Origin of the sequence: Larkinella insperata (assembly GCF_026248825.1) — a bacterium.
GTDB classification, from domain to species: domain Bacteria; phylum Bacteroidota; class Bacteroidia; order Cytophagales; family Spirosomataceae; genus Larkinella; species Larkinella insperata.
Genome location: NZ_CP110973.1, coordinates 5,226,350 through 5,249,490 on the forward strand (window position 1 = coordinate 5,226,350; position 23,141 = coordinate 5,249,490).

17 protein-coding genes and 3 tRNA genes are annotated in these 23,141 nt (G+C 54.3%); 10 read left to right on the forward strand and 10 right to left on the reverse strand.

The window, feature by feature from the left end; genetic code table 11:
* Nucleotides 1-83: 83 nt before the first annotated feature.
* The 4 genes from OQ371_RS21035 to OQ371_RS21050 all read right to left on the reverse strand — a co-directional run bounded on the left by OQ371_RS21035 (nt 84) and on the right by OQ371_RS21050 (nt 5,003).
* A complete protein-coding gene (locus OQ371_RS21035) occupies nt 84-2,177 on the reverse strand; it encodes a ComEC/Rec2 family competence protein (RefSeq protein WP_265994342.1) in 2,094 nt (697 codons plus the stop codon).
* Nucleotides 2,177-2,626 (reverse strand): GNAT family N-acetyltransferase, encoded by a 450-nt coding sequence (locus OQ371_RS21040; protein WP_265990303.1) that lies wholly within the window; start codon nt 2,624-2,626, stop codon nt 2,177-2,179. Before OQ371_RS21040 ends, OQ371_RS21035 begins: the two co-directional genes overlap by 1 nt.
* Nucleotides 2,627-2,740: 114 nt before the next feature.
* Nucleotides 2,741-4,075: a M43 family zinc metalloprotease gene (locus OQ371_RS21045; RefSeq protein ID WP_265990304.1), complete on the reverse strand. Its 1,335-nt coding sequence runs from the start codon at nt 4,073-4,075 to the stop codon at nt 2,741-2,743.
* Nucleotides 4,056-5,003 carry a PhoH family protein gene (locus OQ371_RS21050; RefSeq protein WP_265994343.1) on the reverse strand — a complete coding sequence of 316 codons (948 nt, stop codon included), beginning with the start codon at nt 5,001-5,003 and terminating at the stop codon, nt 4,056-4,058. The genes OQ371_RS21045 and OQ371_RS21050 overlap by 20 nt, the downstream gene beginning before the upstream one ends.
* A 378-nt stretch (nt 5,004-5,381) precedes the next feature.
* Between OQ371_RS21050 and dnaB the strand changes: the two genes are divergently transcribed.
* Nucleotides 5,382-7,028, forward strand: coding sequence for a replicative DNA helicase (gene dnaB / locus OQ371_RS21055; RefSeq protein ID WP_265990305.1), 1,647 nt, complete (start codon nt 5,382-5,384; stop codon nt 7,026-7,028).
* A 70-nt stretch (nt 7,029-7,098) separates the two neighbouring features.
* Here dnaB and rlmD read toward each other — a convergent pair whose 3' ends face one another.
* A complete protein-coding gene (rlmD, locus tag OQ371_RS21060; protein ID WP_265990306.1) occupies nt 7,099-8,544 on the reverse strand; it encodes a 23S rRNA (uracil(1939)-C(5))-methyltransferase RlmD in 1,446 nt (481 codons plus the stop codon).
* A 68-nt stretch (nt 8,545-8,612) separates the two neighbouring features.
* Here rlmD and OQ371_RS21065 point away from each other — a divergent pair, with 68 nt between their 5' ends.
* Nucleotides 8,613-10,862, forward strand: a complete 2,250-nt coding sequence (locus OQ371_RS21065; RefSeq protein WP_265990307.1) for a T9SS type B sorting domain-containing protein — start codon at nt 8,613-8,615, stop codon at nt 10,860-10,862.
* A 131-nt stretch (nt 10,863-10,993) separates the two neighbouring features.
* On the opposite strand, the gene OQ371_RS21070 is transcribed toward OQ371_RS21065, so the two are convergent.
* Nucleotides 10,994-11,482, reverse strand: a complete 489-nt coding sequence (locus OQ371_RS21070) for a CHRD domain-containing protein (protein ID WP_265990308.1) — start codon at nt 11,480-11,482, stop codon at nt 10,994-10,996.
* A 180-nt stretch (nt 11,483-11,662) separates the two neighbouring features.
* On the opposite strand from OQ371_RS21070, the gene OQ371_RS21075 reads away from it, so the two are divergent.
* Entirely contained in the window at nt 11,663-12,472 is an 810-nt protein-coding gene (locus OQ371_RS21075) for an SDR family oxidoreductase (protein ID WP_265990309.1), read from the forward strand.
* Between the two features lie 101 nt (nt 12,473-12,573).
* On the opposite strand, the gene OQ371_RS21080 is transcribed toward OQ371_RS21075, so the two are convergent.
* Nucleotides 12,574-13,308, reverse strand: coding sequence for an SH3 domain-containing protein (locus OQ371_RS21080; RefSeq protein WP_265990310.1), 735 nt, complete (start codon nt 13,306-13,308; stop codon nt 12,574-12,576).
* A 116-nt stretch (nt 13,309-13,424) separates the two neighbouring features.
* Here OQ371_RS21080 and OQ371_RS21085 point away from each other — a divergent pair.
* The 3 genes from OQ371_RS21085 to OQ371_RS21095 all read left to right on the forward strand — a co-directional run bounded on the left by OQ371_RS21085 (nt 13,425) and on the right by OQ371_RS21095 (nt 14,345).
* Nucleotides 13,425-13,500: transfer RNA gene (locus tag OQ371_RS21085), tRNA-Lys, on the forward strand.
* Between the two features lie 66 nt (nt 13,501-13,566).
* A tRNA-Lys gene (locus OQ371_RS21090) sits at nt 13,567-13,642 on the forward strand.
* Between the two features lie 160 nt (nt 13,643-13,802).
* Nucleotides 13,803-14,345: a DUF4136 domain-containing protein gene (locus tag OQ371_RS21095; RefSeq protein WP_265990311.1), complete on the forward strand. Its 543-nt coding sequence runs from the start codon at nt 13,803-13,805 to the stop codon at nt 14,343-14,345.
* A gap of 49 nt (nt 14,346-14,394) precedes the next feature.
* Here the strand turns inward: OQ371_RS21095 and OQ371_RS21100 are convergent, their stop codons facing one another.
* Nucleotides 14,395-14,790, reverse strand: a complete 396-nt coding sequence (locus tag OQ371_RS21100) for a DUF3127 domain-containing protein (protein WP_265990312.1) — start codon at nt 14,788-14,790, stop codon at nt 14,395-14,397.
* Between the two features lie 137 nt (nt 14,791-14,927).
* Between OQ371_RS21100 and elbB the strand changes: the two genes are divergently transcribed.
* The 3 genes from elbB (at nt 14,928) to OQ371_RS21115 (ending at nt 17,421) form a co-directional block, all read left to right on the forward strand.
* Nucleotides 14,928-15,620, forward strand: coding sequence for an isoprenoid biosynthesis glyoxalase ElbB (elbB, locus tag OQ371_RS21105; protein WP_265990313.1), 693 nt, complete (start codon nt 14,928-14,930; stop codon nt 15,618-15,620).
* A gap of 359 nt (nt 15,621-15,979) precedes the next feature.
* Nucleotides 15,980-16,062 (forward strand) — tRNA-Leu (locus OQ371_RS21110).
* Between the two features lie 216 nt (nt 16,063-16,278).
* On the forward strand, nt 16,279-17,421 hold the full coding sequence (locus tag OQ371_RS21115; protein WP_265990314.1) for an alpha/beta hydrolase: 1,143 nt from the start codon (nt 16,279-16,281) through the stop codon (nt 17,419-17,421).
* A 79-nt stretch (nt 17,422-17,500) separates the two neighbouring features.
* Here OQ371_RS21115 and OQ371_RS21120 read toward each other — a convergent pair whose 3' ends face one another.
* On the reverse strand, nt 17,501-21,664 hold the full coding sequence (locus OQ371_RS21120) for a hybrid sensor histidine kinase/response regulator (protein ID WP_265990315.1): 4,164 nt from the start codon (nt 21,662-21,664) through the stop codon (nt 17,501-17,503).
* A 148-nt stretch (nt 21,665-21,812) separates the two neighbouring features.
* On the opposite strand from OQ371_RS21120, the gene OQ371_RS21125 reads away from it, so the two are divergent.
* On the forward strand, nt 21,813-22,439 hold the full coding sequence (locus tag OQ371_RS21125; protein ID WP_265990316.1) for an SOS response-associated peptidase: 627 nt from the start codon (nt 21,813-21,815) through the stop codon (nt 22,437-22,439).
* A gap of 84 nt (nt 22,440-22,523) precedes the next feature.
* Here the strand turns inward: OQ371_RS21125 and OQ371_RS21130 are convergent, their stop codons facing one another.
* The gene (locus tag OQ371_RS21130; RefSeq protein ID WP_265990317.1) at nt 22,524-23,129 is read right to left on the reverse strand and encodes a deoxynucleoside kinase; all 606 of its coding nucleotides are present in this window, start codon (nt 23,127-23,129) and stop codon (nt 22,524-22,526) included.
* Nucleotides 23,130-23,141: the final 12 nt, after the last annotated feature.

Genomic DNA, 23,141 nt, shown 5'->3' on the forward strand with positions numbered 1-23,141 from the left:
GGGGTAAATGTCGCAAAACTAAACCCATTTCCAAACCCGGTAAATTAGTTGATAAACGGCAAGACAGCGCCAGCCCGGCTGATTCAGAAGTTGAGCACGAAAGCGCCCTGCTGCCGGACGGAATGACACGGGATACCTCGTTGGCGGGCTTCGGCCAGCAACCGATCCGTCAGCGGAGTTTTGTTGGAGTCGTCAAAAATGATGCGCCGGGCGGCCAGGCGTCCTTTCAGGTCGCTCCACGACTGGACGGCATTGCGGCTGACGATGGCCACATCCACCACCGCTGGCAGGCGCCAGGGCTCCCGCTTCGGGATCCGGTTGACAATCACTACGCTTTTTCCCTGCCACGAGAGCAACGCCACGGCCGGGTTTTGGAAGAACGGAATCCTCCGGGGCATCCGGTCCGGCTGCGCGTAGGTGATCCGGCTCACCCCCAGACTGTCCCAGGTGTTGCGGACGTAGAAAGTCACTTCCCGGCTGGTGTCGTTGAACGCTTCCCGGGTCAGAAAAACCGCCGATCCGCCCTCAACCAGACTAATGGCCGACGTGTGCGGGACAAAATGCACGATAAGCAACCGCTGTTTTTTACGGTGCAGGGTGGTCCAGCCGACCGATGCGGTTAACAATAGCATACTGACTACCATGACCCGGCCATACCGCCCTTCCCGGCTGACCAGCCAGGCAATCCCGAACAGGATAACCCCGTACAGCACCAGAAGCTCCCAGGCGGTTAGCATAAGGGGTTTGACCATCGAAAACGGCAACTTTTCCGTCCATAAAATGGCTTGGTTCAGGAGCCACATCGAACCGAACAGCAGTTTTCCGACCCCGAAACCCACGTACGGGATCCACCCCACCACCAGCACGCCCATCGCCAGAATCAGCACCAGCGAAGAAAGCGGAATCACCACCGGATTGGCTAGCCAGAAGTAGGTCGGAAACTGGTGAAAGTAAAAGACGCCCAACGGAAACGTCAGCAACTGGGCCACCAGGGCTACGGCCGTGAGTTGCCAAAGCCAGTCGGACCAGCGGTAGCGGAAGGTGTAGCTCTGATAAAGGCTGCGGTGCCAGAGGATCAGACCGCACACGGCCAAGTACGAAAGCTGGAAACCGGCGGTCATAAGGGCGTACGGATCGATCAGCAGTATCAGGAACGCGGATGCCGCCAGGGTATTCAACGGGTTGTTGGCCCGGCCGATGGTTTGCCCGATCAGCAGCAGCGAAAACATGAAGGCCGAGCGCAGCACCGGGGCCGAAAAACCGGTCATCAGCGCATAAAACCAGAGTAGCCCCAGCATCAGAACCGCGAACAGAAACTTTCCGTGGCGGTTTCGCTTCAGGAAAGCCAGCGCAAAACTCAGGGCCGCAAACAAAACGCCTACGTGCAGTCCCGAAACGGATAAAACGTGCACCGCTCCCGCGGCTGAATACGCCTGCTGCAGGTCGGTATCAATCCCGTCGCGGACGCCCAAGATCATGGCTTTGACGATGGCGAACTCCGGCCCGCGCCCCAGGTGACCGGTAAAAACGCTGTCGGCCCAGTCGTTGACCCCGTAAGCCAGCGCCGTTAGCCGGTTTTCGGGGTGATACCCCACCACCACGCGGTCCGTTGATCGCAGGTATTGCTGGTGGTAAATGCCCCGGTTAGCCAGGTGCCGTTTGTAATTAAATTCGCCCGGGTTCAGAGGAGGGTCAATGGTTCGGGGCGCCCCCCGAACGAGCCAGAGGTCGCCGTACCGTGGCTTTTTAGGAACCGTCTTGTCGAGGTAGACGATCAGCCGACCGCTCGCCGGTTGCCAGGCGCTGTCGGTCAGCACGGTCTTCACCTCCAGTTCCAGCCGGAAGGTCTTCGCCCGGTTTTCGGCCTGCGAACTGACTACCGCCCGGTAAGCCCGGACCGGTTGCTGAAGGTGAATCAAATTGGTTGGCGCGTTAGCCGCCGTGTGCAACGCCGTAACCAGCCAGCCCATTCCACTCAGGATCAGCAAGCCACTTACACCCTTTATAATCGCGAACGGTTTTCTTTTCCACAAAAAGGAAATCAAAAATACATTTGTGACGACAAACAAATATAAGACTACAAAATGTCCTGACTGTGGAAATTGAAGATACGCCAGAATACCGCCCATCAGGGCAAGCACGTAGCGAACAAACGGAAATGCGTTCCAGCGGAGCATCAGGCAGGAAATGAAGAAGGTGGTAAAACCATCTTGTAGTGCTGAATGCCGCACTCGTCAAACATCGGTCCGACGGCTTTGAAACCAAATTTGGCGTACAGCGGCATGGCGGTGACCTGCGAATTCAGGTAAACGGATTCGATGGGTTCCGGCTGCTGGCTGAACACATCGTCGAGCACGGCCTGCACCAGCGCCTGCCCGACTCCTTTTCCGCGAAACGGGGCGCGCACGGCAAACCGTTCCAGCTTGATGCCGTTCGAGGTTTTGCGCCACCGGGCCGTTCCGCAGGGTGTTCCGTCGCAAAGGGCCATAAAATGACGGCTTATCGACTCGAACTCATCGTACTCATCTTCGGCCGGTACGTTCTGTTCCCGAACAAACACCTCCTCGCGAATGGCAAAGACCTGCTGCATTGCAGTCGGGTTGTTTATTTGAATAACTTCAATCATACGGCGGATAGGTTCAGTTTCACCGAATTCAGTTTACGATCTCAGCAGGTAAGCGCTCCGTTTTTCCGGCACCGCCCCCTTGCCCGAAAGGCTATATACTGACCGGTAAAAGTACTAATGAATCAGCAACCGTTTTCCAACAGTTTCTTTATCGGTATGCACTTTCACAAAATAAATACCCGGAATCAGCGTGTGCACCGGGAAGGCAATGGAAGAACTTGGGTAGTCTTTAAACTGCTGCGTGCGGATGATCCGTCCGGCCGGGTCGATCAGATCAACCTGAAACGTTTGAAAGCCGGTCAGTAAAACCTTCACCGTCAATGCCGATGCATTACTGATCGGGTTCGGCGACACGGTAACGGTCAGTGTTTCGGTCTGTGGCAACGTTTCCGTCGACCGCACCAGCCGCTGCCGCCGGGTGCTGGTTTCAATCACGGCCCGCATCCGCGCCTTTTGGTCCAGCGTAAACAGGTTCATGCAGGCGTCAGGCGTATAATCGAGGTAATTCTCGATCAGGTTGCGGGTGCGGGTGCCGCGGCAATTCGAATACTGATCCACACATTGGGTGGATTGGTTGGCTTCGGCGGTTGGTGGCGTATCGTCGCAATAGTCATCCCCGCAGTAGGTGTCGCCCCAAGTGTGGATCAACCCCAGCCAGTGCCCAACCTCGTGCGTGGTTGTCCGCCCATACCGGTAGATGGAGCTGGTTACCGCGCCGATGTCGCTGCCAAAATAACGGTAGTCGATAATGACCCCGTCCGTCCGCTCGTTTTCCTGCGGATTCAAACCGGGAATGTTGTCGGCTTCCGGGAACTGGGAATAGCCCAGGTAATCGTTTCGCAGCGTCGTTACCCAGATGTTCAGGTACTTGTCGCTGGGCCAGTAGGCAATTTCGGAGAGCAGCACATCGTCCCCGCTGTTGCCATCGTACACGTTAAAACTGGTTTTATCCGAATAATTCCGGGTAATACCGGTGGTTTGAAAACCGTCGGGGTCCACGCCGGCCAGGTAAAATTCAATTCCCGTATCGGCGCCGATGGGATCGGTGTTAAATCCCCGGGTATTGGGCAACCGGCGGTAGTCTTCGTTCAGAACCCGGATCTGGGAAGCAATCTGCTCATCGGAAATGTTGGGGTTATTCGCCCCGCCAATGAAGCCCGACGAGTTGTTATGCACTACGTGCACCACCACCGGGATGCGGTAAATCACTTCGCTGATCCGGGCCGAATTGGGTTTGTTTTTCTGGTGGCTGATAACCTCCTGAATCTGTTCGTTAAGCTTTTGGCGCCTGGCGAGCCGTTGCGGATCGCGTTGCTGGAGGATTTTCTCCCGCTGCTCAATGCCACAACGCTGGGGAAGCCCGGGCGTTTGGGCCCGGGCTTCCAGCAGCCCAAAACTAAGCCAGAGCCCCAGTGCAGCAAGCAGGGGGTTATTTTTCAGCCCGTTCATACGCCGTGATGATTTCTTTAACCAATCGGTGGCGTACCACGTCGCTGCCGTCGAGTACAACGCACTCAATTCCTTTGATATCCCGCAAAAGATCAACGGCCTCGATCAAACCCGAACGCTGGTTTTTGGGCAAGTCAATCTGCGAACGGTCGCCTGTAATCATGGCTTTTGAGTTCGGCCCCATCCGCGTCAGAAACATTTTCATCTGCATCGGCGTCGTGTTCTGCGCTTCGTCCAGCAAAATAAAAGCATTGTTGAGCGTCCGTCCGCGCATGTAGGCCAGCGGAGCAATTTCAATGGTCCGATTTTCTATGTACGTTTTCAGCTTTTCGGCCGGAATCATGTCGTCCAGGGCGTCGTAAATCGGCCGCAGATACGGATCGATTTTCTCCTTCAGATCGCCGGGCAAAAAGCCGAGGTTTTCACCGGCTTCAACGGCCGGACGGGTTATGATGATTTTTTTAACTTCCTTGTTTTTCAGGGCCCGCACCGCAATGGCCACCGCCGTGTAGGTTTTCCCCGTTCCGGCCGGACCAATCGCAAACACCAGATCAAACTTTTCGGACGCGTCCACCAGCCGTTGCTGATTGGCGGTTTTGGCCCGGACAATCACGCCTTTGGTGCCGTAAACCAGCACATTGTCATCCGGTTGCACAACTGCGGCCGGATCGCGTTCCGTATTTTTCAGAAAGCTTTTTACGTTTTCGTGGGTTAACTTGCCGTACCGCTGGTAGTGCTCAATGAGCGAATCCAGAATGTCAGTAATGCGGGAAATTTCCGGGGTCGTTCCTTTAATGCGGATTTCGTTACCACGGGAAATTATCTTGCTCATCGGAAAGGCGGCCGCAACTTCCTTAATATTGTTGTTTTCAACGCCCAGAAAGTCGATGAGCGAAACATTGTCAAGCGTTATTACTTTTTCTACCAAATCTTCCTGCATATTTTAGGGGGTGAATAATCGAATTCCCTTCTAAATTTAGAAGTTCATACGTACTAAACAACAAAAATTATCATTAATTATCTCCCAAACGTGCCAAATTTATGCAATCTCTTCATGATTAATCAGTTGCATATTTCAGCCATCTTTTTCCGGAAGATGCGCTAAAAGCAGAATTGCACATCGGACAGATTCACCGCTAACCGTACGCTAAAACGACCATCTTTTTTTCTTTTTTTTTCAGACAGGCCGTTAAGAATATGTACTTTAGAGCCAAGAACTTACTATTCCCGTTTCCCGCCACACCTTCGCTGAGGACCGACCAGTTGCCTTTTCATTCTACCAAGGATTGGCTATACTTGCAGTGCAATGGAGAACGAACGTCCTACCAACTCTAATTTCCGGAAGACCCCTTACATGGGCAATCGGCGCAGTATGTCCGATGGTGTAAACCACATGCTCACGCCCACGGGTCTGGGAAAATTGCCACCGCAGGCCGTCGATCTGGAAGAGGCTGTGCTGGGCGCCCTGATGATCGAGAAAGATGCTCTTTCCGCCGTAATTGACATCCTAAAGCCGGAAAGTTTTTACAAAGAAGCCAATCAACGAATTTATAACGCCATCGTCACGCTGTTTGGCAACGCCGAACCGGTTGATATGCTGACGGTTACGCAGCAACTGCGTAAAAATGGCGAGATCGAAATAGTTGGCGGTGGCGGTTACATTACCGACCTCACGACCCGGGTAACCTCAGCGGCCAACATCGAATACCACGCCCGCGTCATCGCGGAAGCCTCCATCAAACGGGCGCTCATTACCGTGGCCAACGAAATCCAGCGGGACGCCTACGAGGACACTACCGACGTTTTTAACCTGCTCGACCGGATTGAACAGTCGATGTTCCGAATTTCGGAGTCCAACATCCGGAAGAACTACGCCGACATGGGCACCATCATGCGGCAGGCGCTGGACGAACTGGAGCAGAAGAAAAACATGAAGGATGGCCTGACGGGAGTTCCGTCCGGCTTCAGTGCCCTCGACCGGCTAACCTCCGGCTGGCAACGTTCGGAATTGATCATTCTGGCCGCCCGTCCCGGTATGGGTAAAACGGCCTTCGTCGTCAGCGCACTCCGCAATGCCGCCGTCGATTTCGGGCAGGCCGTCGCCATTTTCTCGCTCGAGATGTCGTCGGTGCAGCTGGTCAACCGGCTTATCTCGGCCGAAGCCGAAATTGACAGCGAAAAAATCAAGAAAGGAAACCTGGCCCCGCACGAGTGGGCGCAGCTCCACCATAAAATTCAGCGGCTGACCGAAGCCCCCATCTTTATCGACGACACCCCCGCCCTTTCGATTCTGGAAATGCGGGCCAAGTGCCGCCGGTTGAAAGCCCAGCACGACATTCAGATGGTCGTTATCGACTACCTCCAGCTCATGTCGGGCGATACCTCCGGGAAGATGGGTGGAAACCGGGAGCAGGAAATTGCCTCGATTTCTCGGGCGATGAAGAACCTCGCCAAAGAACTGAACGTGCCGGTAATCGCGCTCTCGCAGTTGAGCCGGGCCGTCGAAACCCGGGGTGGCGACAAGAAACCGCAACTCTCCGACCTTCGGGAATCCGGTTCTATCGAGCAGGATGCCGACATGGTAATCTTTTTGTACCGCCCAGAATACTACGGCATTACCGCCGATGAAAACGGCAACTCGGTTTCGGGCGTGGGTGAAGTGATTATTGCGAAAAACCGGAGTGGCTCGCTGGACACCGTTCAGCTGCGCTTCGTGGGCAAATACACCAAGTTTGCCGACCTGGACTCGTTCTTTATGCCGCAACAGTCACCGGCTCCGTTCAGCGGTCCGTCGGCGGGCTTTGATCCCAAGCTTTCCGGCGCCCAATCCTTCGAAAGTCAGGGCGGCATCGTCAAGAGCAAAGCCAACAACCTCAATTCGCCCAACCCGGGCGGGGGCGGCTTCACCAACTTCGGCTTCGTCGATCCCTCCCAACAGGAAACACCGTTTTGAGTTAAGAATTAAGAGTTAAAAGTGAAGAATTGGCTGACGCATTTAACTCTTCACTTTTAACTCTTAATTCTTAATTCCTCTTTTCCAGCTTCACGACATTCTCGACGTGATGCGTGTGCGGAAACATGTCAACGGGCTGCACGGCTTTTACTTCGTACAATTCATCCAGAATGGCCAGGTCGCGGGCCTGCGTGGCGGTGTTGCAACTCACGTACACAATGCGCTGGGGAGCCGCCTGAAGCAGGTTTCGGGTGACGGCTTCGTCCATTCCGGCGCGGGGCGGGTCAGTAATCACCACATCCGGTTTGCCGTACTGATCAAACAGCGCCGGGGTCAGGATTTTCCCCATATCTCCCGCCAGAAATTCCGCGTTCTGAATGCCGTTGATCGAAGCATTGACGCGGGCATCTTCCACCGCCGACTCCACGTACTCGATACCGAGCACCTGACGGGCCTGGCGGGCCACAAACAACGCAATGGTGCCAGTGCCGGTATACAGGTCATAGACCCGCTCCGAACCCGTCAGTCCCGCCCATTCCCGCGTAATCTTGTACAGTTCGAACGCCTGGCCGGCGTTGGTCTGGTAGAACGATTTCGGCCCCACCCGAAACGTTAAGGGTTGGCCGCTGCCTGCGTCCATCTGTTCCTCGATGTAGGGTTTGCCCCAATACGGGATCACTTCCTGATCCTGGTAAGAGTCGTTCAGCTTTTGGTTCAGGATGTAATTCAGCGAGGTAATCTGCGGGAAAGTCTGTTTCAACATCTCCATCAGCCCCTTGAGTTCTTCCGGACGGTCTTCGGCCACCTGCACGTTCACCATCACCTGCCCCGTCGATGCCGTGCGAATAATCACCGTGCGCAGAAAACCGACGTGTGTGTTCAGGTTGTACATCGTCAGCCCGTGCTCAAAAGCATACGCTGCCACCGCCAGCCGAATAGCGTTCGACGGGTCGGGCTGGAGGAAACAATGCACAATGGGTAAAATTTTATCAAAACGCTTCGGAATGTGGAAGCCAACCGCCCGTTTGTCGACCGATGTACCCGAACGAATTTCATCTTCCGTAATCCAGCGGCCGTCGGCGCAGGTAAATTCGAGTTTGTTGCGGTAATACCGGGTCTCGGCGGACGCCAGCGTTGGCAGTACCGGCGGCAACTGCACCTTACCGATGCGGCTCAGGTGGTCGGCGGCCTGCTGGCCCTTGAAACGCAATTGTTCGTCGTACCGGATGTGCTGCCACTTGCAGCCTCCGCAGGTGCCAAAGTGTGGGCAGAACGGCTCGGCCCTGCTGGGTCCGTAACTGTGTATTTTTTCAACGACGGCTTCCCGGTACTGCTTTTTCTGTTTGACAATCCGCAGATCGACCACGTCGCCCGGCGCGGCTACCGGCCCACCCAGGCGACCTTCTACAAATATGACTCCTTCTTCCGTACGAACCAGACACTTTCCCTCGGCGGCAACGTCATCAATGCGAACAGCTTGCAACCGTTGTGTCTTCTTTTGGGTCTTTCCTGACATAATAAACTCTAATAAATTCTGTAAATTAAGCACCGTATTTTGGTTTCAACAACCCTATTCGTATTTGAATGAAACAGTTTTATCGGAAGACAGTCTGGTGGAGTTGGCTTGTGTGGTGCTGGTTTGGGCTGGCTTTAACGGCTTCGGCCACGCACATCGTTGGTGGAGAATTGGAGTTGAAACGGCTCACCAACCAAAATCCGTATACCCATCAAATCAACCTTAACCTCTACTTCGACGATCTGAACGGCAACCCGGGTGCCGAAGACCCTTTCGTTTCCGTCTTCATTTACCGCAAGAGCGACAATGCCTTTATCGGGGTAGTTGACCTGCCCATGGTGTCGTCGCAGTACGTCAATTACACCAAACCCGAATGCGCCCTGCCGACCCTCCGGACCCGGCTGCTGAAATATTCCGGGCTGGTGATTTTTACGTTAAACGCTTTTAACGATCCCCGCGGGTATTACATGGTCTGGGAGCGCTGCTGCCGCAACAACTCCATCAGCAACATTCAGAACCCCGGCAACGCCGGTTCTACTTTTTACCTGGAATTTCCGGCCCAGCGAACCGGCAATGGAGCCGACTTTATCAACTCATCGCCCTCCTTCCGTACCGTCCAGGGCGATTACATCTGCATCAACCAACCTTTTTCGTTTGATTTCGGAGCATCCGATGCCGATGGCGACAGCCTGGCGTACCGGCTCGTCACCCCGCTAAACGGCTTTAGCACGGCGGGCAATCCGCGCCCCCAGGTGGCCATGCCCAGTTCGGCGTATCCGGAAGTTCGCTGGACGAGCGGCCTCAACCAGGACCGGGCCATTCCGGGACCGGCCCCGTTGCGGGTCAATCCGCGAACCGGAATGCTGACGGTCACGGCGGGCGAGGTGGGCTTGTTCGCCTTTTGCGTGCTGGTGGAGGAATACCGCAAAAATGCCTCGGGCAACTGGCAGCGCATCGGGATGGTCCGGCGCGATTTCCAGCTTAAAGTTATCGACTGCCAGAAAAACAACCCGCCCGCACTGGCCATGCGGCCCACCGGTCAGGTCGATTTTTACCAAGAAGGCACGGTATTAAAAATAAACGACAAAAACGCCAACTGCCTCGACCTGTTCATCACCGACCTGGATCCGAACCAACGGGTCAAGATGTCGGTTCTGGAGGGGCCCGCGCAGGGAATCACGTTTTCACCCGCCGAAGTTCTGATCCGGTTTAAGGGGGATACCGTGAAAACCAAAGTCTGTTTCGATCAGTGCCTGGCCGACGGAAAACAGTTGAAGCTGGCCATTCTGGCCACCGACGAAGGCTGTCCGCAGGGGTTGAAAGACACCTTGACCATTACGGTGGAAATGGCCCCGGAGCTGAACCGAAAACCGGATGTGCAGACTACCCTGCCGGGCAACCAGACTGCCGTACAGACCGGAAAACCGCTTCAGTTTCGGGTTAACGGCACCGACCCGGATCAGGACATGCTTACCCTGACGGCCGTTGGGCGGGGCTTTAACCTGGCTCAGGTCGGCATGAGCTTTGCCGCCGTTTCGGGTCAGGGTTCGGTGAGTCAGGTGTTCAACTGGACCCCGCAGTGCGATCAGGTCAGAAACCAGGAGTACGTCGTTGATTTCATTGTGACCGACACCCGCTGCAACCGCAACCAGCGCGATACGGTGACGGTGCGGCTCAAGGCAACGCCGGAACCCAACCGACCTCCCACCGTCAAAACCACCCTGGATCAGCCCGTGATTGAACTTACCATGACCCACGGCGATACGCTGCCGGCCTCCGTTCGCTTTGACGTGATTGGGGAAGACCCCGACCCGGGTGTTCTGAAGCTTACGGCCGTTGGCAATAACTTTGACTGGAAAAGCCTGGGGATGCAGTTTGAAGAAAAAACCGGTCCGAGTCCGCTGACCTCATCGTTTGCCTGGCAGCCCACCTGTCCGGTTTTACAGGGCCAGGAAAAAGCCACCTACGAACTCGATTTCATTTCGCAGGACAGCAGTTGCCCAACGCAGTACGACACCACCCGCGTTACGTTCGTGGTCAAGGACATTCCCGTGGATTACAACATCACGATCACCAACGTCATTACGCCCAACGAAGACGGTAAAAACGACTTTTTCAGCGTTCCGAACCTGCCGCTGGACAATTGCGCCGACCAGTTTCGCCGGGTCGACATTATGAATCGCTGGGGCAAAGCGGTGTTTTCCTCCACCGACCGGAATTTTCAGTGGGATGCGGGGCACTATCCGCCGGGCCAATATTACTACCTGATCAAATACACGAACCGATCCTACAAAGGCCTGGTTACGGTCCTGCGGTAAGCGGTAAAAGCAACGAAACCAAAAAAGCGACCCAGTTGAGGTCGCTTTTTTGATGGTGCTTATCTGGAAGGTTAAAATGTCCTAGTAGCAGGGTTGAACCGTCCGTTAAAATCTGATCGAATGGCTCCAAATTAGTCGTTGGAAATCGGAGCGCGCATGATGTTACCCCGGATTTCACCCGCCGGATACTGCGTAGTTGTCAGGTTTACATACATCCGTTCTTCCATCAACGCGTTTTCCCAAGCCTGGGCTTGTTCCGAGCTTTGGTTTTGGGTGAAGTTAATCGTTCCGCTGATCGGACTGTTCAATGACGTAAACGTAGCGATGCTGGCCCCGTTGGTTCCCGGGCCACCGGGTGCAAGGTTTATGCTACCGCCGGTGGGCGTAATTCCTGTATAATTGATGGTATAACTCAGTGACTTAGTGACTTTATTATACGTTCCGGTAAAGGTTCCGGTCGCTGATGAACCGTTGCTGGGAAGTACCCAATTACCGGCCAATGCTCCCTCAAACTCAACGGTATCTTTCTTGTCAGGCGCATCTTTAATTGGTGAGCAGGATGTCACTGCCAGGGCCGTTGCCAGAAAAGCCGTCATCAGATACGCAAATGTTCTTTTCATAAATCGTGAATGTTGAATGGTCCAGATTGCACCGCAATAATACTAACTTTGCCGTAATTCTCTACAAAATCAGACAGGCAATAGACACATAACTTTTTTAGTAGCCAAGTTTCTTATAAAAGCAGCAAATAATCATCCAACGGTCTTTCCCGTTCTTACCAAAGCATTTTTTCGTCGTTCATGAAAGATAAAGTAGTACTGATCACCGGGGCTTCATCGGGTATTGGCCGGGCGCTGGCTTTTGCGTTTGGTCGCCAACAGGCCATTATCGTCATCTGCGCCCGGCGCGTTGAATCGCTCGAAACGGTCAGCCAGGAATTAACCCAAAGCGGTATTAAGAATGTAAGTCTCCAGGCCGACGTGAGCGTGGAAGCAGACGTCCGAGCGCTCATCGATACCACCATTCAGCGGTACGGCCGGCTGGACATTCTGATCAACAACGCGGGCATCACGATGCGCTCGATGGTGCTGGACATGGAACCCGACGTTATCCGTAAAGTGATGGATATCAACTTCATGGGAACGGTATATGCGACTCGTTACGCCCTGCCCCATATCCTGAAAACCAAGGGATCCATTGTCGGGATTTCGTCCATCGCGGGCTACCGGGGGTTACCGGTCCGGAGTGGTTACTCGGCCTCGAAGTTTGCCATGAACGGCTTTCTGGAAGCGCTCCGCACCGAAATACTGGATTCGGGGGTTCACGTGCTGGTGGCCTGTCCGGGGTTCACCACGTCAAACATCCGGTACTCGGCCCTCAACAGCGAAGGCCAGGTTGCGGGTGAAACGGTCCGTGACGAAAGCAAAATGATGAGCGCGGAAGAATGTGCCGACCACATTTTAAAAGCCGTCAGACGCCGGAAACGGGACCTTATACTGACGACCCAGGGAAAACTGGTTGTTTTCCTGAATAAACTCTTCCCCGCCTTCACCGACCGCATGGTCTACAAAACCTTGGCGAAAGAAAAAGATTCTCCGCTCAACCGGTAAAAGACGTTGGTAGCGGGATGGTTTCCGGGGTGACACGGATCGGTATCACCCCGGAAACCATCCCGTTTTTTGTCTCCTTTCAGGCCGACTCTCCGCCGATTTCAGATTTCCCAAACGGCATCCCGGCGGATGTAATACAGCCCGTCGTTCCAGAAGACGCGGAGCCAGATGTCCTGGCTGCCGAGGATGTTGACCTTATTGCCCCGCTGAATAACGTCGGCTACCGGCGCAGCGGCTGATGGGTCGCGCCGGAGCAGAACCCGGTCGCGGTTGACAATACCGGACTGATACCCTTCCGGCAGGTTGATCAGCAGCAGCAAGGCCGTCAGATACGCCAGCACAATAACCTTATGCCGACGCCGGGAAGCTTCGCGGTTGCGGTGCTTCATCCAGAATATCCCGAACGCGTACGTGCCCAGCAGGACCAGTCCGACGGTCAGGTACAGACCGTACTGCTTGTAGAAAAGGTAAAAATAGTTCAGGTCGTCGGTTTCGTAGCCCCGCAAATTGTTTTGGATGGCCACCTCGTGCATCTTTTTTAGAACGGCTTCGTCGGGCCGGCGGTCGAAATACACCTGCAGATAATAGAGCATTCTGGCCACGTCCCCCTGCTTTTCCCAGCCGTAAGCCAGCTTCAGCAGCATCGGATCGGTCGGTTTGTAGCCATTTTTTAAATGAAATTCGTACGCATTTACGGCGGGCTCATAGCGACCGGCAGCAAACAGAGAATCAGCCTGATAGAGGCTCACCGAACCCGTTCCGGCGAGGCTGGTTAGACCCCCCAGCAGGAACACCAGTGAAAAAAAATAGGCCAATTTTAGAGCAGAACCTTGCATTTTCGTATTAGAACAGGTACTTTTGCATCGCAATTTTGGGAAGCAGCTCAAAATTACAAAAGGCAAAAGTAGAAAGGTTACGGTATATATCATTTCTTTTCATCTTCTCCTTTTTCGATCTGGTAGCTCAGCTGGTAGAGCAATACACTTTTAATGTATGGGTCCTGGGTTCGAATCCCAGCCGGATCACCAAAAAATAACTGTCTGGCCATTTCTGCTGTCCTGCGTGTACCGCGCCGGACGATGGCTCCGACAACCGATCTGGTAGCTCAGCTGGTAGAGCAATACACTTTTAATGTATGGGTCCTGGGTTCGAATCCCAGCCGGATCACCAAAATAAAACCCCGTTGTAGCTTCATCCATTACACCGGCCAAGCATCAAACCCGCAGCCTTTATAGGAGCGGGATTTTTTGTTTTCAGGCCATTGCCGTACCTCCTCCAACCTTTTGCCGGCGAAACCGTTGTTGTAACGAATCATTGTGAAGCCGACTCCATGAAAATACTTCATTATCTGGGCCTGATTGGCCTGCTGCTGGCAACGGGCGGCTGCAGTTCGGTCCGGGTTGTTAAAACCGAACCTGCTCCAAATTTCACCCTAACCAATTACCGCACCTTTGCCTTTTCGGACATCGAATCGACGGGTGATATTCCGCAGAGCGGTTTTTACCGGTCGCAGATTGATGCACTTAAAAAGTCCATTGAATCCGAACTGGTGCGCAAGGGCCTCCGCCGGGTCGATACGCAGCCGGATTTAATGATGAACATCGGCATTGCCGTTGATGAGAAAACGCAAACCCGCGAAACCAACATCCGAACTGATCCGCCGTTTTACATCGGGCAACGGCGCTACAGCTGGCGCAGTCAGGAGGTTCCGGTCGGCCAGTACCGGCAGGGAACGGTGGATGTCCACCTGGTCGATCCCAAGCGGAATGAAATGGTCTGGCAGGGCGTGGTGGAGGGGATTCTTCCCAAAAAGCCGGAGAAGCTTCAGAAGGTAATCAACGAGGGCATGGCCAAGCTATTTGACCATCTATAATTCGGGCGGTTGTTCTTCCGAATCAACCGCCCGAACGGGTTTTCCGTTCTTAGAACGGCAAGGCATTATCATCATCTTCAAAGGAAGTCAGCGGCTGGCTGCTAGCGGCCGGACGGGCCGGGGCTTCCGAACGACGCGGAGCCGCCGTTGGGGCCGGCATGGCTTCTCCTCCTTCGGCCGGCTCAATCCGCCAGGCCCGCACATCGGTATACCACCGATCGTTGTATTCCCGGGATTCAATGCTAATGGCAACGCGCAGGGTGTCGCCGGGGGCAAATTGGGCCAGATCACCGGTTTTGTCGCCCCAGGCCATCAGACAGATCTGCTTGGGAAACTGATCGATGGTTTCAATTACAAATTGTTGTTTGGTCCAGGTCCCGTTCTTTCCCTGCCCCGACTGTTCGGGCAGAACTTTTAGCAGCTTCCCAGTTAATTCCAGTGCCATATTACGATTTAGCTTTCTATTAAATAAGTGTTCCGACGAATCAGTTTCGCCAAAACGAAGGTTGAAATGAATCGTTGAAGTTACAACTTTTTAGCTAAATTTCCCCCAAAAATCGACGAATTAAGATCCCCGAATCCATGAAAATTGGCGTTTTATTGCACGGCAACGGCGTTTATGACGGTACCGAAATCCACGAAGCCGTCCTGACCCTGCTGGCCCTGGCGGAAGTGGGTGCCGAAACCATTTGTTTTGCGCCGGACGTTGACCAGCACCATGTTATCAACCACCTGACGGGCGAAGAAATGCCGGAAACCCGCAATGTTCTGGTCGAATCGGCCCGGATTGCGCGCGGCAACATCCGAAACCTGGCCAGCCTAACCATCGACGAACTGGATGCGCTGGTGATGCCGGGCGGTTTTGGGACGGCCAAAAACATTACAAAGTGGGCGTTTGAGGGGCCGCAGGGCGACATTCTGGAACCCGTTAAACAACTGATTATTGACCTGGTCGAACAGAAAAAACCGATTGTCGGCCTGTGCATGAGCCCCACCACCATCGCCAAGGCGCTGGAAGGAAGCGGAATCAGCGCCACCCTGACTGTCGGCACTAACGAAGAGAACAGCCCCTACGAAATCAGCGGGATTGCGGCCGGTATTACCTCGCTGGGCCAGCGGGCCGAAATGAAAACCGTCCGGGAAATTGCGGTGGATCGCGAAAACCGGATCATTACCGCCCCCTGCTACATGATGGAAGCGTCCATTCTGGACGTTCGAGACAACATCCGCGCAGCCATTGACGAGCTGGTTGTTCTGCTGAAAGAAGAGGAATAGTCGGCCGGGGTGCGAATCAGGCAAGAGAACGGGCCGAAAAGCGGCGCTTTCGGGTCGAAAATGAGTTCTGTTCTCTTGTTGCTTCCGCTCCGTCCGTAAAAAAAACACTGGCTCCTCTGTCGGGAGAAGAGCCAGGTTCAGTGCTAACCTATGATGAACGAGCCGGTTTCTATGGACCGGAACCACGGGAAAACCAGCGTGTTACGCGCCGGGTTGTCCGCTATACGTCCATGGGTTAAAGCAAATTACCCCGGCGTCCTTACTCATGCGTTTTTTCATTTTTTAGGGAATCTGAGGACGATCTTTGTTTTTTTCGGGCAAATCTCTACTTTTGCAACCACAAAAAACGCCGTATACTTGTCCATGTGGTGGAATTGGTAGACACGCCATCTTGAGGGGGTGGTGCCGTAAAGGTGTGAGGGTTCGAATCCCTCCGTGGACACAAAAATAATCTTCCCTCATTCCAAAGTGACCCGCAACCGCCCCGCAAAGGCGGTTTCTGTTTTTTGCACCACCGGGATCAGTCGTCCGTTCAACCGCTTTTTCGTTATTTTGTTTGTTTATGGGCCATAGCCTCATTCAGCCGGATTTTTAAATCCGTCGACCGGTGCTACTACGTAGATAGGGCAAATTCAATTACAACCCGTCACAACTATCTATGAAGCGATTCACACCCTTTCTGCTGTGGTTACAAAAATCCGGAATGAACTGGAAACTCTTTTCTAAACATACCCACCCTTTTTTGGCGTACCTGCTGGTTGTGGCCCTGCTGGATTCGCTCAGCTCCTGCCTGAGAGATCACGACATTACCCCCCCGCCCGAAACACCGACGGACTGGATGGCCAAGCTTGATCCGCAAATGAAGGAAGTGATCGATGAACTGACCCTGCTGAACCCCACTCCGCTTTGGCAGCTATCGGTCGAGGAAGCCCGTAAAAAACCGACCGTAAAAGACGCGGTCCTGTCGTTGCTGGCGAAGAAAGGCCAGCAGCCGCCCATGCCCAACGTGACCACCAGCGAAATCACGGTTCCCGGTTCGGGCGCTACGCAGGTACGGGCGGTGGTTTATAAACCAGCCAACGCGGCCGGAATGTTGCCGGTGATTGTGTATTACCACGGAGGTGGCTGGGTGCTCGCCAGCCCGGAAGTGTACGAATCATCGGCCAAGGCCCTGGCGGAGAAAGTGGGCGCCCTGGTGGTTTCGGTAGATTATCACTTGTCTCCCGAAAATAAATTTGCCACGGCGCACGTGGATTGCTACAAAGCCTACGAGTGGGTACTGAACAATGCCGCTTCCATCGGCGGGGATGCATCGAGAATTGCCGTTGCGGGCGAAAGCGCCGGGGGGAATATGTCGGTGGGGGTTTGCATGATGGCCCGCAACAACGGCATTGCCCTGCCCAAACACCAGTTGCTGGTTTATCCGGTTGCCAACAACGACCTGAACACGCCTTCCTACATCGACTACGCCAACGCCAAGCCGCTGGACAAACCGCTGATCGAGTGGTTCGTGGATAAATACTTCAAAACGCCCGCGGACGGCGATACGCCCTGGATTTCGCTCGTAGATGTTGCCGATCTGAGCGGTTTACCGCCCGCTACCATCATTGCCGCAGAGATCGATCCACTGCAAACGGAAGGAAAACTGCTCTACGAAAAATTCCTGAGCGTGGGCGTAAAAGCAAAATACGAGTTTTACGCAGGCACCACCCACGAGTTTTTCGGAACGAACGCGGTGGTGCAGAAAGCCGAACAGGCGCAGAATTTTGCCGCTGCCGAGTTGAAAGAAGCCCTGAAGTAATCCGGAATCCTTTTCCCCTGATACCAAGAAAGCCGCTGATGCGTGTTGCATCAGCGGCTTTCTTGGTATCAGGACGACCTTACCGCCGGGATGCGGCCTGTTCCAGGGCGGTTTTCAACACATCCAGCCGGATGGGTTTGGAGATGTAATCGTCCATACCGGCCTGCAGACACTCTTCCCGGTCTTCGGCCATCGCGTTGGCGGTCATGGCAATGATAACCGGCTGGCGACCCGTTTGCCGACGGATGTGGCGGGTGGCATCCAACCCGTTCATTTCGGGCATCTGCACGTCCATCAGAATCGCATCGTACGGTTGCTGGCTGAGCATGGAAATCGCTTCAGCTCCATTCTGGGCTAGATGCGGCTGGTACCCCAACCGGTGCAGCACGCTGAGAATGAGCTTTTGATTGGCCGGATAATCTTCGGCAATCAGAATGTCCAGCGGATGCTGCACGGCAAACGTATTGCTCAACTGTTGCTGCGACGGGCGGGAAACCGAGGGTGGATTTTCGCCGGGGTGTTTAAGTTGCTGCTGGACCAGGTCAAAAAGCTGCTGCTGGCGGATGGGCTTGGTAACGATGGCCGAAAAGAGTCCCGGATGCGCTTTACGGGTTTCTTCACCGATGGAACTCAGCAGGATAATCGGAAGCCGGGGGTGACGACCGCGGATGTTGCGGGCCAGTTCAACACCGTTCATCTCCGGCATCTGCATATCGGTTATGACCAATTGGAAGAACGAATTTTCCGCCAGAAGGGTCAGCGCCTGCCGACCCGACGAGGCTGTAACGGGTTGCAGCTTCCACTGTTCGAGCTGCGTCTTCAAAATCACCAGATTGGTTTGATTGTCGTCGACCACCAGCACCCGCTTCCCGTCGTTATCGTTGGTATTCAACAGGATGTAATGCCGTTTTGACTGCTGGCTGATCTGGCAGCGAATGGTAAAGGAAAACGTCGTTCCCCAGCCTTCCTGGCTTTCGACGCTGATTTGCCCGCCCATTAGTTTGACCAGCCGCTCGCTGATGGCCAGCCCCAGGCCGGTGCCGCCGTACTTGCGCGTCATGGACGAATCAACTTGGGAAAAGGCCTTGAAAAGCCGCTGTATTTTGTCCTCCGAAATTCCGATACCCGTATCACGTACCTGAAACACCAGTTCCAGTTCCTGGTCGCTGATCCGCTGCTGAACGTCAACCCGGATAAAAACCTCGCCTTTATGGGTGAATTTCACCGCGTTACCCACCAGGTTGACCAGAACCTGGCGGAGCCGCAAGCCGTCGGTAACTATTTGCAACGGAACCTGGGACTCAAACTGATACACCAGATCCAGCCCGGTTTCGGCGGCTTTGCTGGCGAACAGATCAAGCACATCTTCCACGCAATGCCGCAAATCGACATCGCTCGACTCCAGTTCCATACTCCCGGATTCGATCTTTGAAAAATCAAGAATGTCGTTGATCACTCCCAGCAAATTGACCCCGCACTGGAGTATGGTTTCCACGTATTCAACCTGATCGTCGTGCAGGTCGGTTTCCTTCAACAGGTACGCCATCCCCAGCACCCCATTCATGGGCGTCCGGATCTCGTGGCTCATCGTAGCCAGAAAGACACTCTTGGCTTTGTTGGCCTTTTCAGCTTCTTCCCGGGCTTTCTGTTCCTGCACGCGTTGCTCGTGGAGTTCTTCGATCAGGGCCTGCAGGTGCTCCGATTGGGTTTGCAGTTCTTCTTTCTGAAGATGAACCTTCGCCGTCTGATTCCTGACAATTTTCTCAAGTTTCCTTTTCTGGACTTTCAACGACTGGGTCCGCAGCCGGAAAAAGGCATAGACACCCGCCACCAGGAGCCCCCCCGCCGTGATCCGGAACCACCAGGTTTGCCAGAACGGCGGCTTGATGATGATCCGGAAAACCGTCCCCTGCTCGTTCCAGATGCCGTCGTTGTTGGACGCTTTCACCCGAAAGCTGTATTCGCCCGGGTCCAGGTTGGTGTAGGTAACCGTACGTTTATGGGATTTGCTGCTCCAGTGCCGGTCGAATCCTTCCAGCTTGTAGGTGTACAGGTTTTTTTCGGGCAGGGAATAGTTTAAAGCCGCAAATTCAAACGTAACCGTCGATTGATCGTGCGCCAGCGTCATCCGACTGGACCGCAGCAGCACGGGCTGATCGAAGACCTGTAAGCTGGTAATGTACACCGGTGGGATGATTGGGTTGTCCCGGATTCGGCCGGGGTTGAAGTAATTCAGGCCGTTGATGCCACCAAAGTACAGCACCCCACGGTCGGATTGGTAAACGGCCATCCGGTTGAAAGCTCCTTCCTGCAAGCCGTCGCCTGCGTTGTAATTCCGGAACGTTTCCGTTTTCGGATTGAAACGCGATAACCCGCTGTTGGTGCTGAGCCAGATGTTGCCCTGCCCGTCGCGGCTGATGGCCTGAATGACGTCGTTGGCTAGGCCGTTCTTCTGCCGGTACGCGGTAAACAAGCGGGTTTTGGGGTCAAAGCGGTTCAAGCCGCCGTTGGTTCCAACCCACAACAGACCCTGGGGATCTTCGTAAAGACAGTTGATGAAGTTATGACTTAAGCTCTTCGGATCGGTGCGACTTTGTTTGAAGGCAGTGAAGGTGCCCGTTTCGTCGTGAAACCAGTTCAGGCCGCCCCCTTCGGTTCCAACCCACAAAATCCCGCTGCGATCGTAGCACAGCGAACTGATGTACTGCTGGCTGATGCTTCCGGGCCGCGATGGATCGGGGCGAAAATGGGTGAACTGGCCCGTTTGTTTGTCGTACCGGCTGATGCCCGCGCCCAACGTTCCGAGCCAGATCTGGCCTTTTTTCCCCTCCGTAATGGTGCAAACCGTTTCATGGCTGAGACCGTCGGCCCGGTTGGTGAGGGTAAAGTTGGTAAACCGGCCGGTTGCTTTCTGCCACCGACTGAGCCCGCCTTTGTAGGTTCCCACCCAGATGTCGCCGTCGCTGTCCTGATAAACGCTCATTACAAAGTTGCTGCCCAGGCTCCCCGGATCTGTCTGGCTGTGTTTGTAGCGAACAAATTGCCCGGTTGCTTTCATCAGGACGTTCAGGCCGCCCCCGTCGGTCCCCATCCACAGGTTTCCTTCCCGATCTTCCAGAATCGCCATCACATTTTTGTTGTTCAGGCTGTTGGGGTTGTTGATTTCCCGCTGGTAAAGGCCAAATGCATCCGGTACGCGGTCCACGAAATTGATGCCCCGGTTGTAGGTCCCAATCCACAGGTTTCCGCTGCGGTCCCGGTAGATGGCGTAAATGGATGCGTCGTTGACACCGTGCGGATTGTTTTCGTCGTACTGGTACCGCGTGAAGGTGCCGTCTGCGTGGAGAACACTGATCCCGCCATTTTCCGTACCAACCCACAGATTGCCGTTGACATCTTCGCCCAGCGAATTCAGGTCGTTGTGGCTGATGGAAGAAGGCTCCCCCGGCTGGTGAAGATACCGGGTAAACGTTTGCTGATCGGGATTCAACCGGTTGAGTCCTCCCCCCTCGGTGGCAATCCAGAGCCGCCCTTTCGAATCTTCAAACAGCTTTTTCAGGGTGTTGTGGCTCAGCGACGTTTGATTGTCTGTTCGGTTTTCAAACCGGTGGAACCGGCCGGTTTTGGCATTAAACCGGTTCAGGCCACCTCCGAATGTAGCCACCCACAACTGCCCGGTACGGTCGACCAGCACATCCCGAATAACCCCGTTGCTCAGGCCTCCGGGTTTGCCGGGCTGCGGGGGGTAGTGCACAAACGTCCGACTGTCGGGGTTAAACCGGTCCAGGCCGTTGTCGGTTCCGAGCCAGAGGGTGCCTTGCTGGTCCTCCGTAATGGCCATTATGCTGTTGCTGCCCAGACTCTGGGGACGGTTTTTATCGTGCCGGTAGATGATGAAGCGCCCGGTTGCTTTGTCCAGCATGCACAGCCCGCCGTTGTCGGTCCCAATCCACAGCCTCCCTTTGCGGTCTTCGTAAAGGGTTCGGACGTAATTATCGCTCAGGCTGGCGGGCCGGGCCGGGTCATTGCGGTAAATTGTAAACGAATAGCCGTCGTAGCGGTTTAATCCATCGACCGTACCAAACCACATGAACCCTTGTCGATCCTGGAGAATACTGGTAACATTGCTCTGCGAAAGCCCTTCATTCGTTGTAATGTGCCTGAAACGCACAGAACCACGCTGAGCCTCAGCAGAATGGTACAACAGCAGGATGGACAGCAGCGCGGTAAAAAGTGATTTCATGAAAGGGCCGACAATTCGTTTGACACAACTTTTATTCACGCCCCTTGCCAATGGGAATGTGAATAATTACTAGGTCATGGCTAACAAAAATTGGTCCTAACTGCTCATTTTTTCGTATTTTAGTTTACATAACCCCCTGATCCACATTATGTGCTATTCTGTTAATGTAATTTCTGAAATTAGCCAACTGGCAAAAGCATTTAAGGTGTCCAACAAAGACCCGCAAAATGAAGGGTATACTCCTTCCGCAAAAATCTCCGGATTCGCGCATCCCCTGCTGCCCGTCATTTCGCAGGAAAATCCGGACGAAATTCAGCTTTTCAAATGGGGGTTGATTCCAACCTGGGCCAAAGAGGATAAGGCCGACGAACTGGCGAAAATGACGCTGAACGCCCGCGAAGAGTCTATTTTTGAAAAACCTTCGTTCAAAGACAGCATCGGGTCCAGACGTTGTCTGCTGCTGGTGGACGGTTTTTACGAGTGGCGGCACGAAAAAAAGGAGAAAATACCGTATTTCATCACGATGGCGGACGGCAAACCGTTTGCGCTGGGCTGTATTTACTCGGTCTGGAAAGGGCAGCACACGTTTTCCATTGTGACCACCCCGGCCAACCCGCTCATGGAATACATTCACAACACCAAAAAGCGGATGCCGCTGATGATCAGCCACGCGGAAGAACGACGCTGGATCAACCCGGAACTGACCAAAGCAGAGATCCAGGAATTGATGCAGCCGCTGGACGAAAACGAAATGAAAGCGGAGGTCTTGGGGTAAAGCGGCTTCTTGCTGATTGACAAACTGATTACGGGTGGGCGGGCCACCATTTTTCGGGGATAGAACCGGCCCACCCGTCCGGTTTTACAACACAAACCGGTCTACCTCGGCAATAACCGATTTCAAGTCAGCCGGGTTGTTGACGTAATCCAGGGTGTCCACCTCGAGAATCAGCAGCTTCCCAGCGGTGTATTCCCCCACGAAGGCTTCGTAATGCTGGTTCAGACTGGCCAGGTAATCCGGGCTGATGGATTGTTCGTACGCCCGCCCCCGCATCCGAATCCGCTCCTGGAGTTTCGGCAGCCCGGCGCGGAGGTAAATCATCAGGTCGGGTGGGTGCACCAGGGCCAGCATGTTTTCAAACACCCGCCGGTAGGTCTGGTAATCCCGCGGGCTCATCAGGCCGCTTTCGTGCAGATTCCGGGCAAAAATGTGGGCATCCTCGTAGATGGTCCGGTCCTGCACCACCGACCCCCGGCCTTCGTTAATGACCAGCATCTGCTCAAACCGGCTGTTGAGGAAAAAGATTTGCAGATTAAACGACCAGCGGGCCATATCTTCATAAAAATCAACCAAATACGGATTCCCTTCAACGGCTTCCTTCAAAACATCCCAGCCGTAATGAGCGGCCAGTAGTGTGGCCAGCGTGGTTTTGCCGGCCCCGATATTACCCGTGATCGCAATGTGCATAAGCGCCTGATT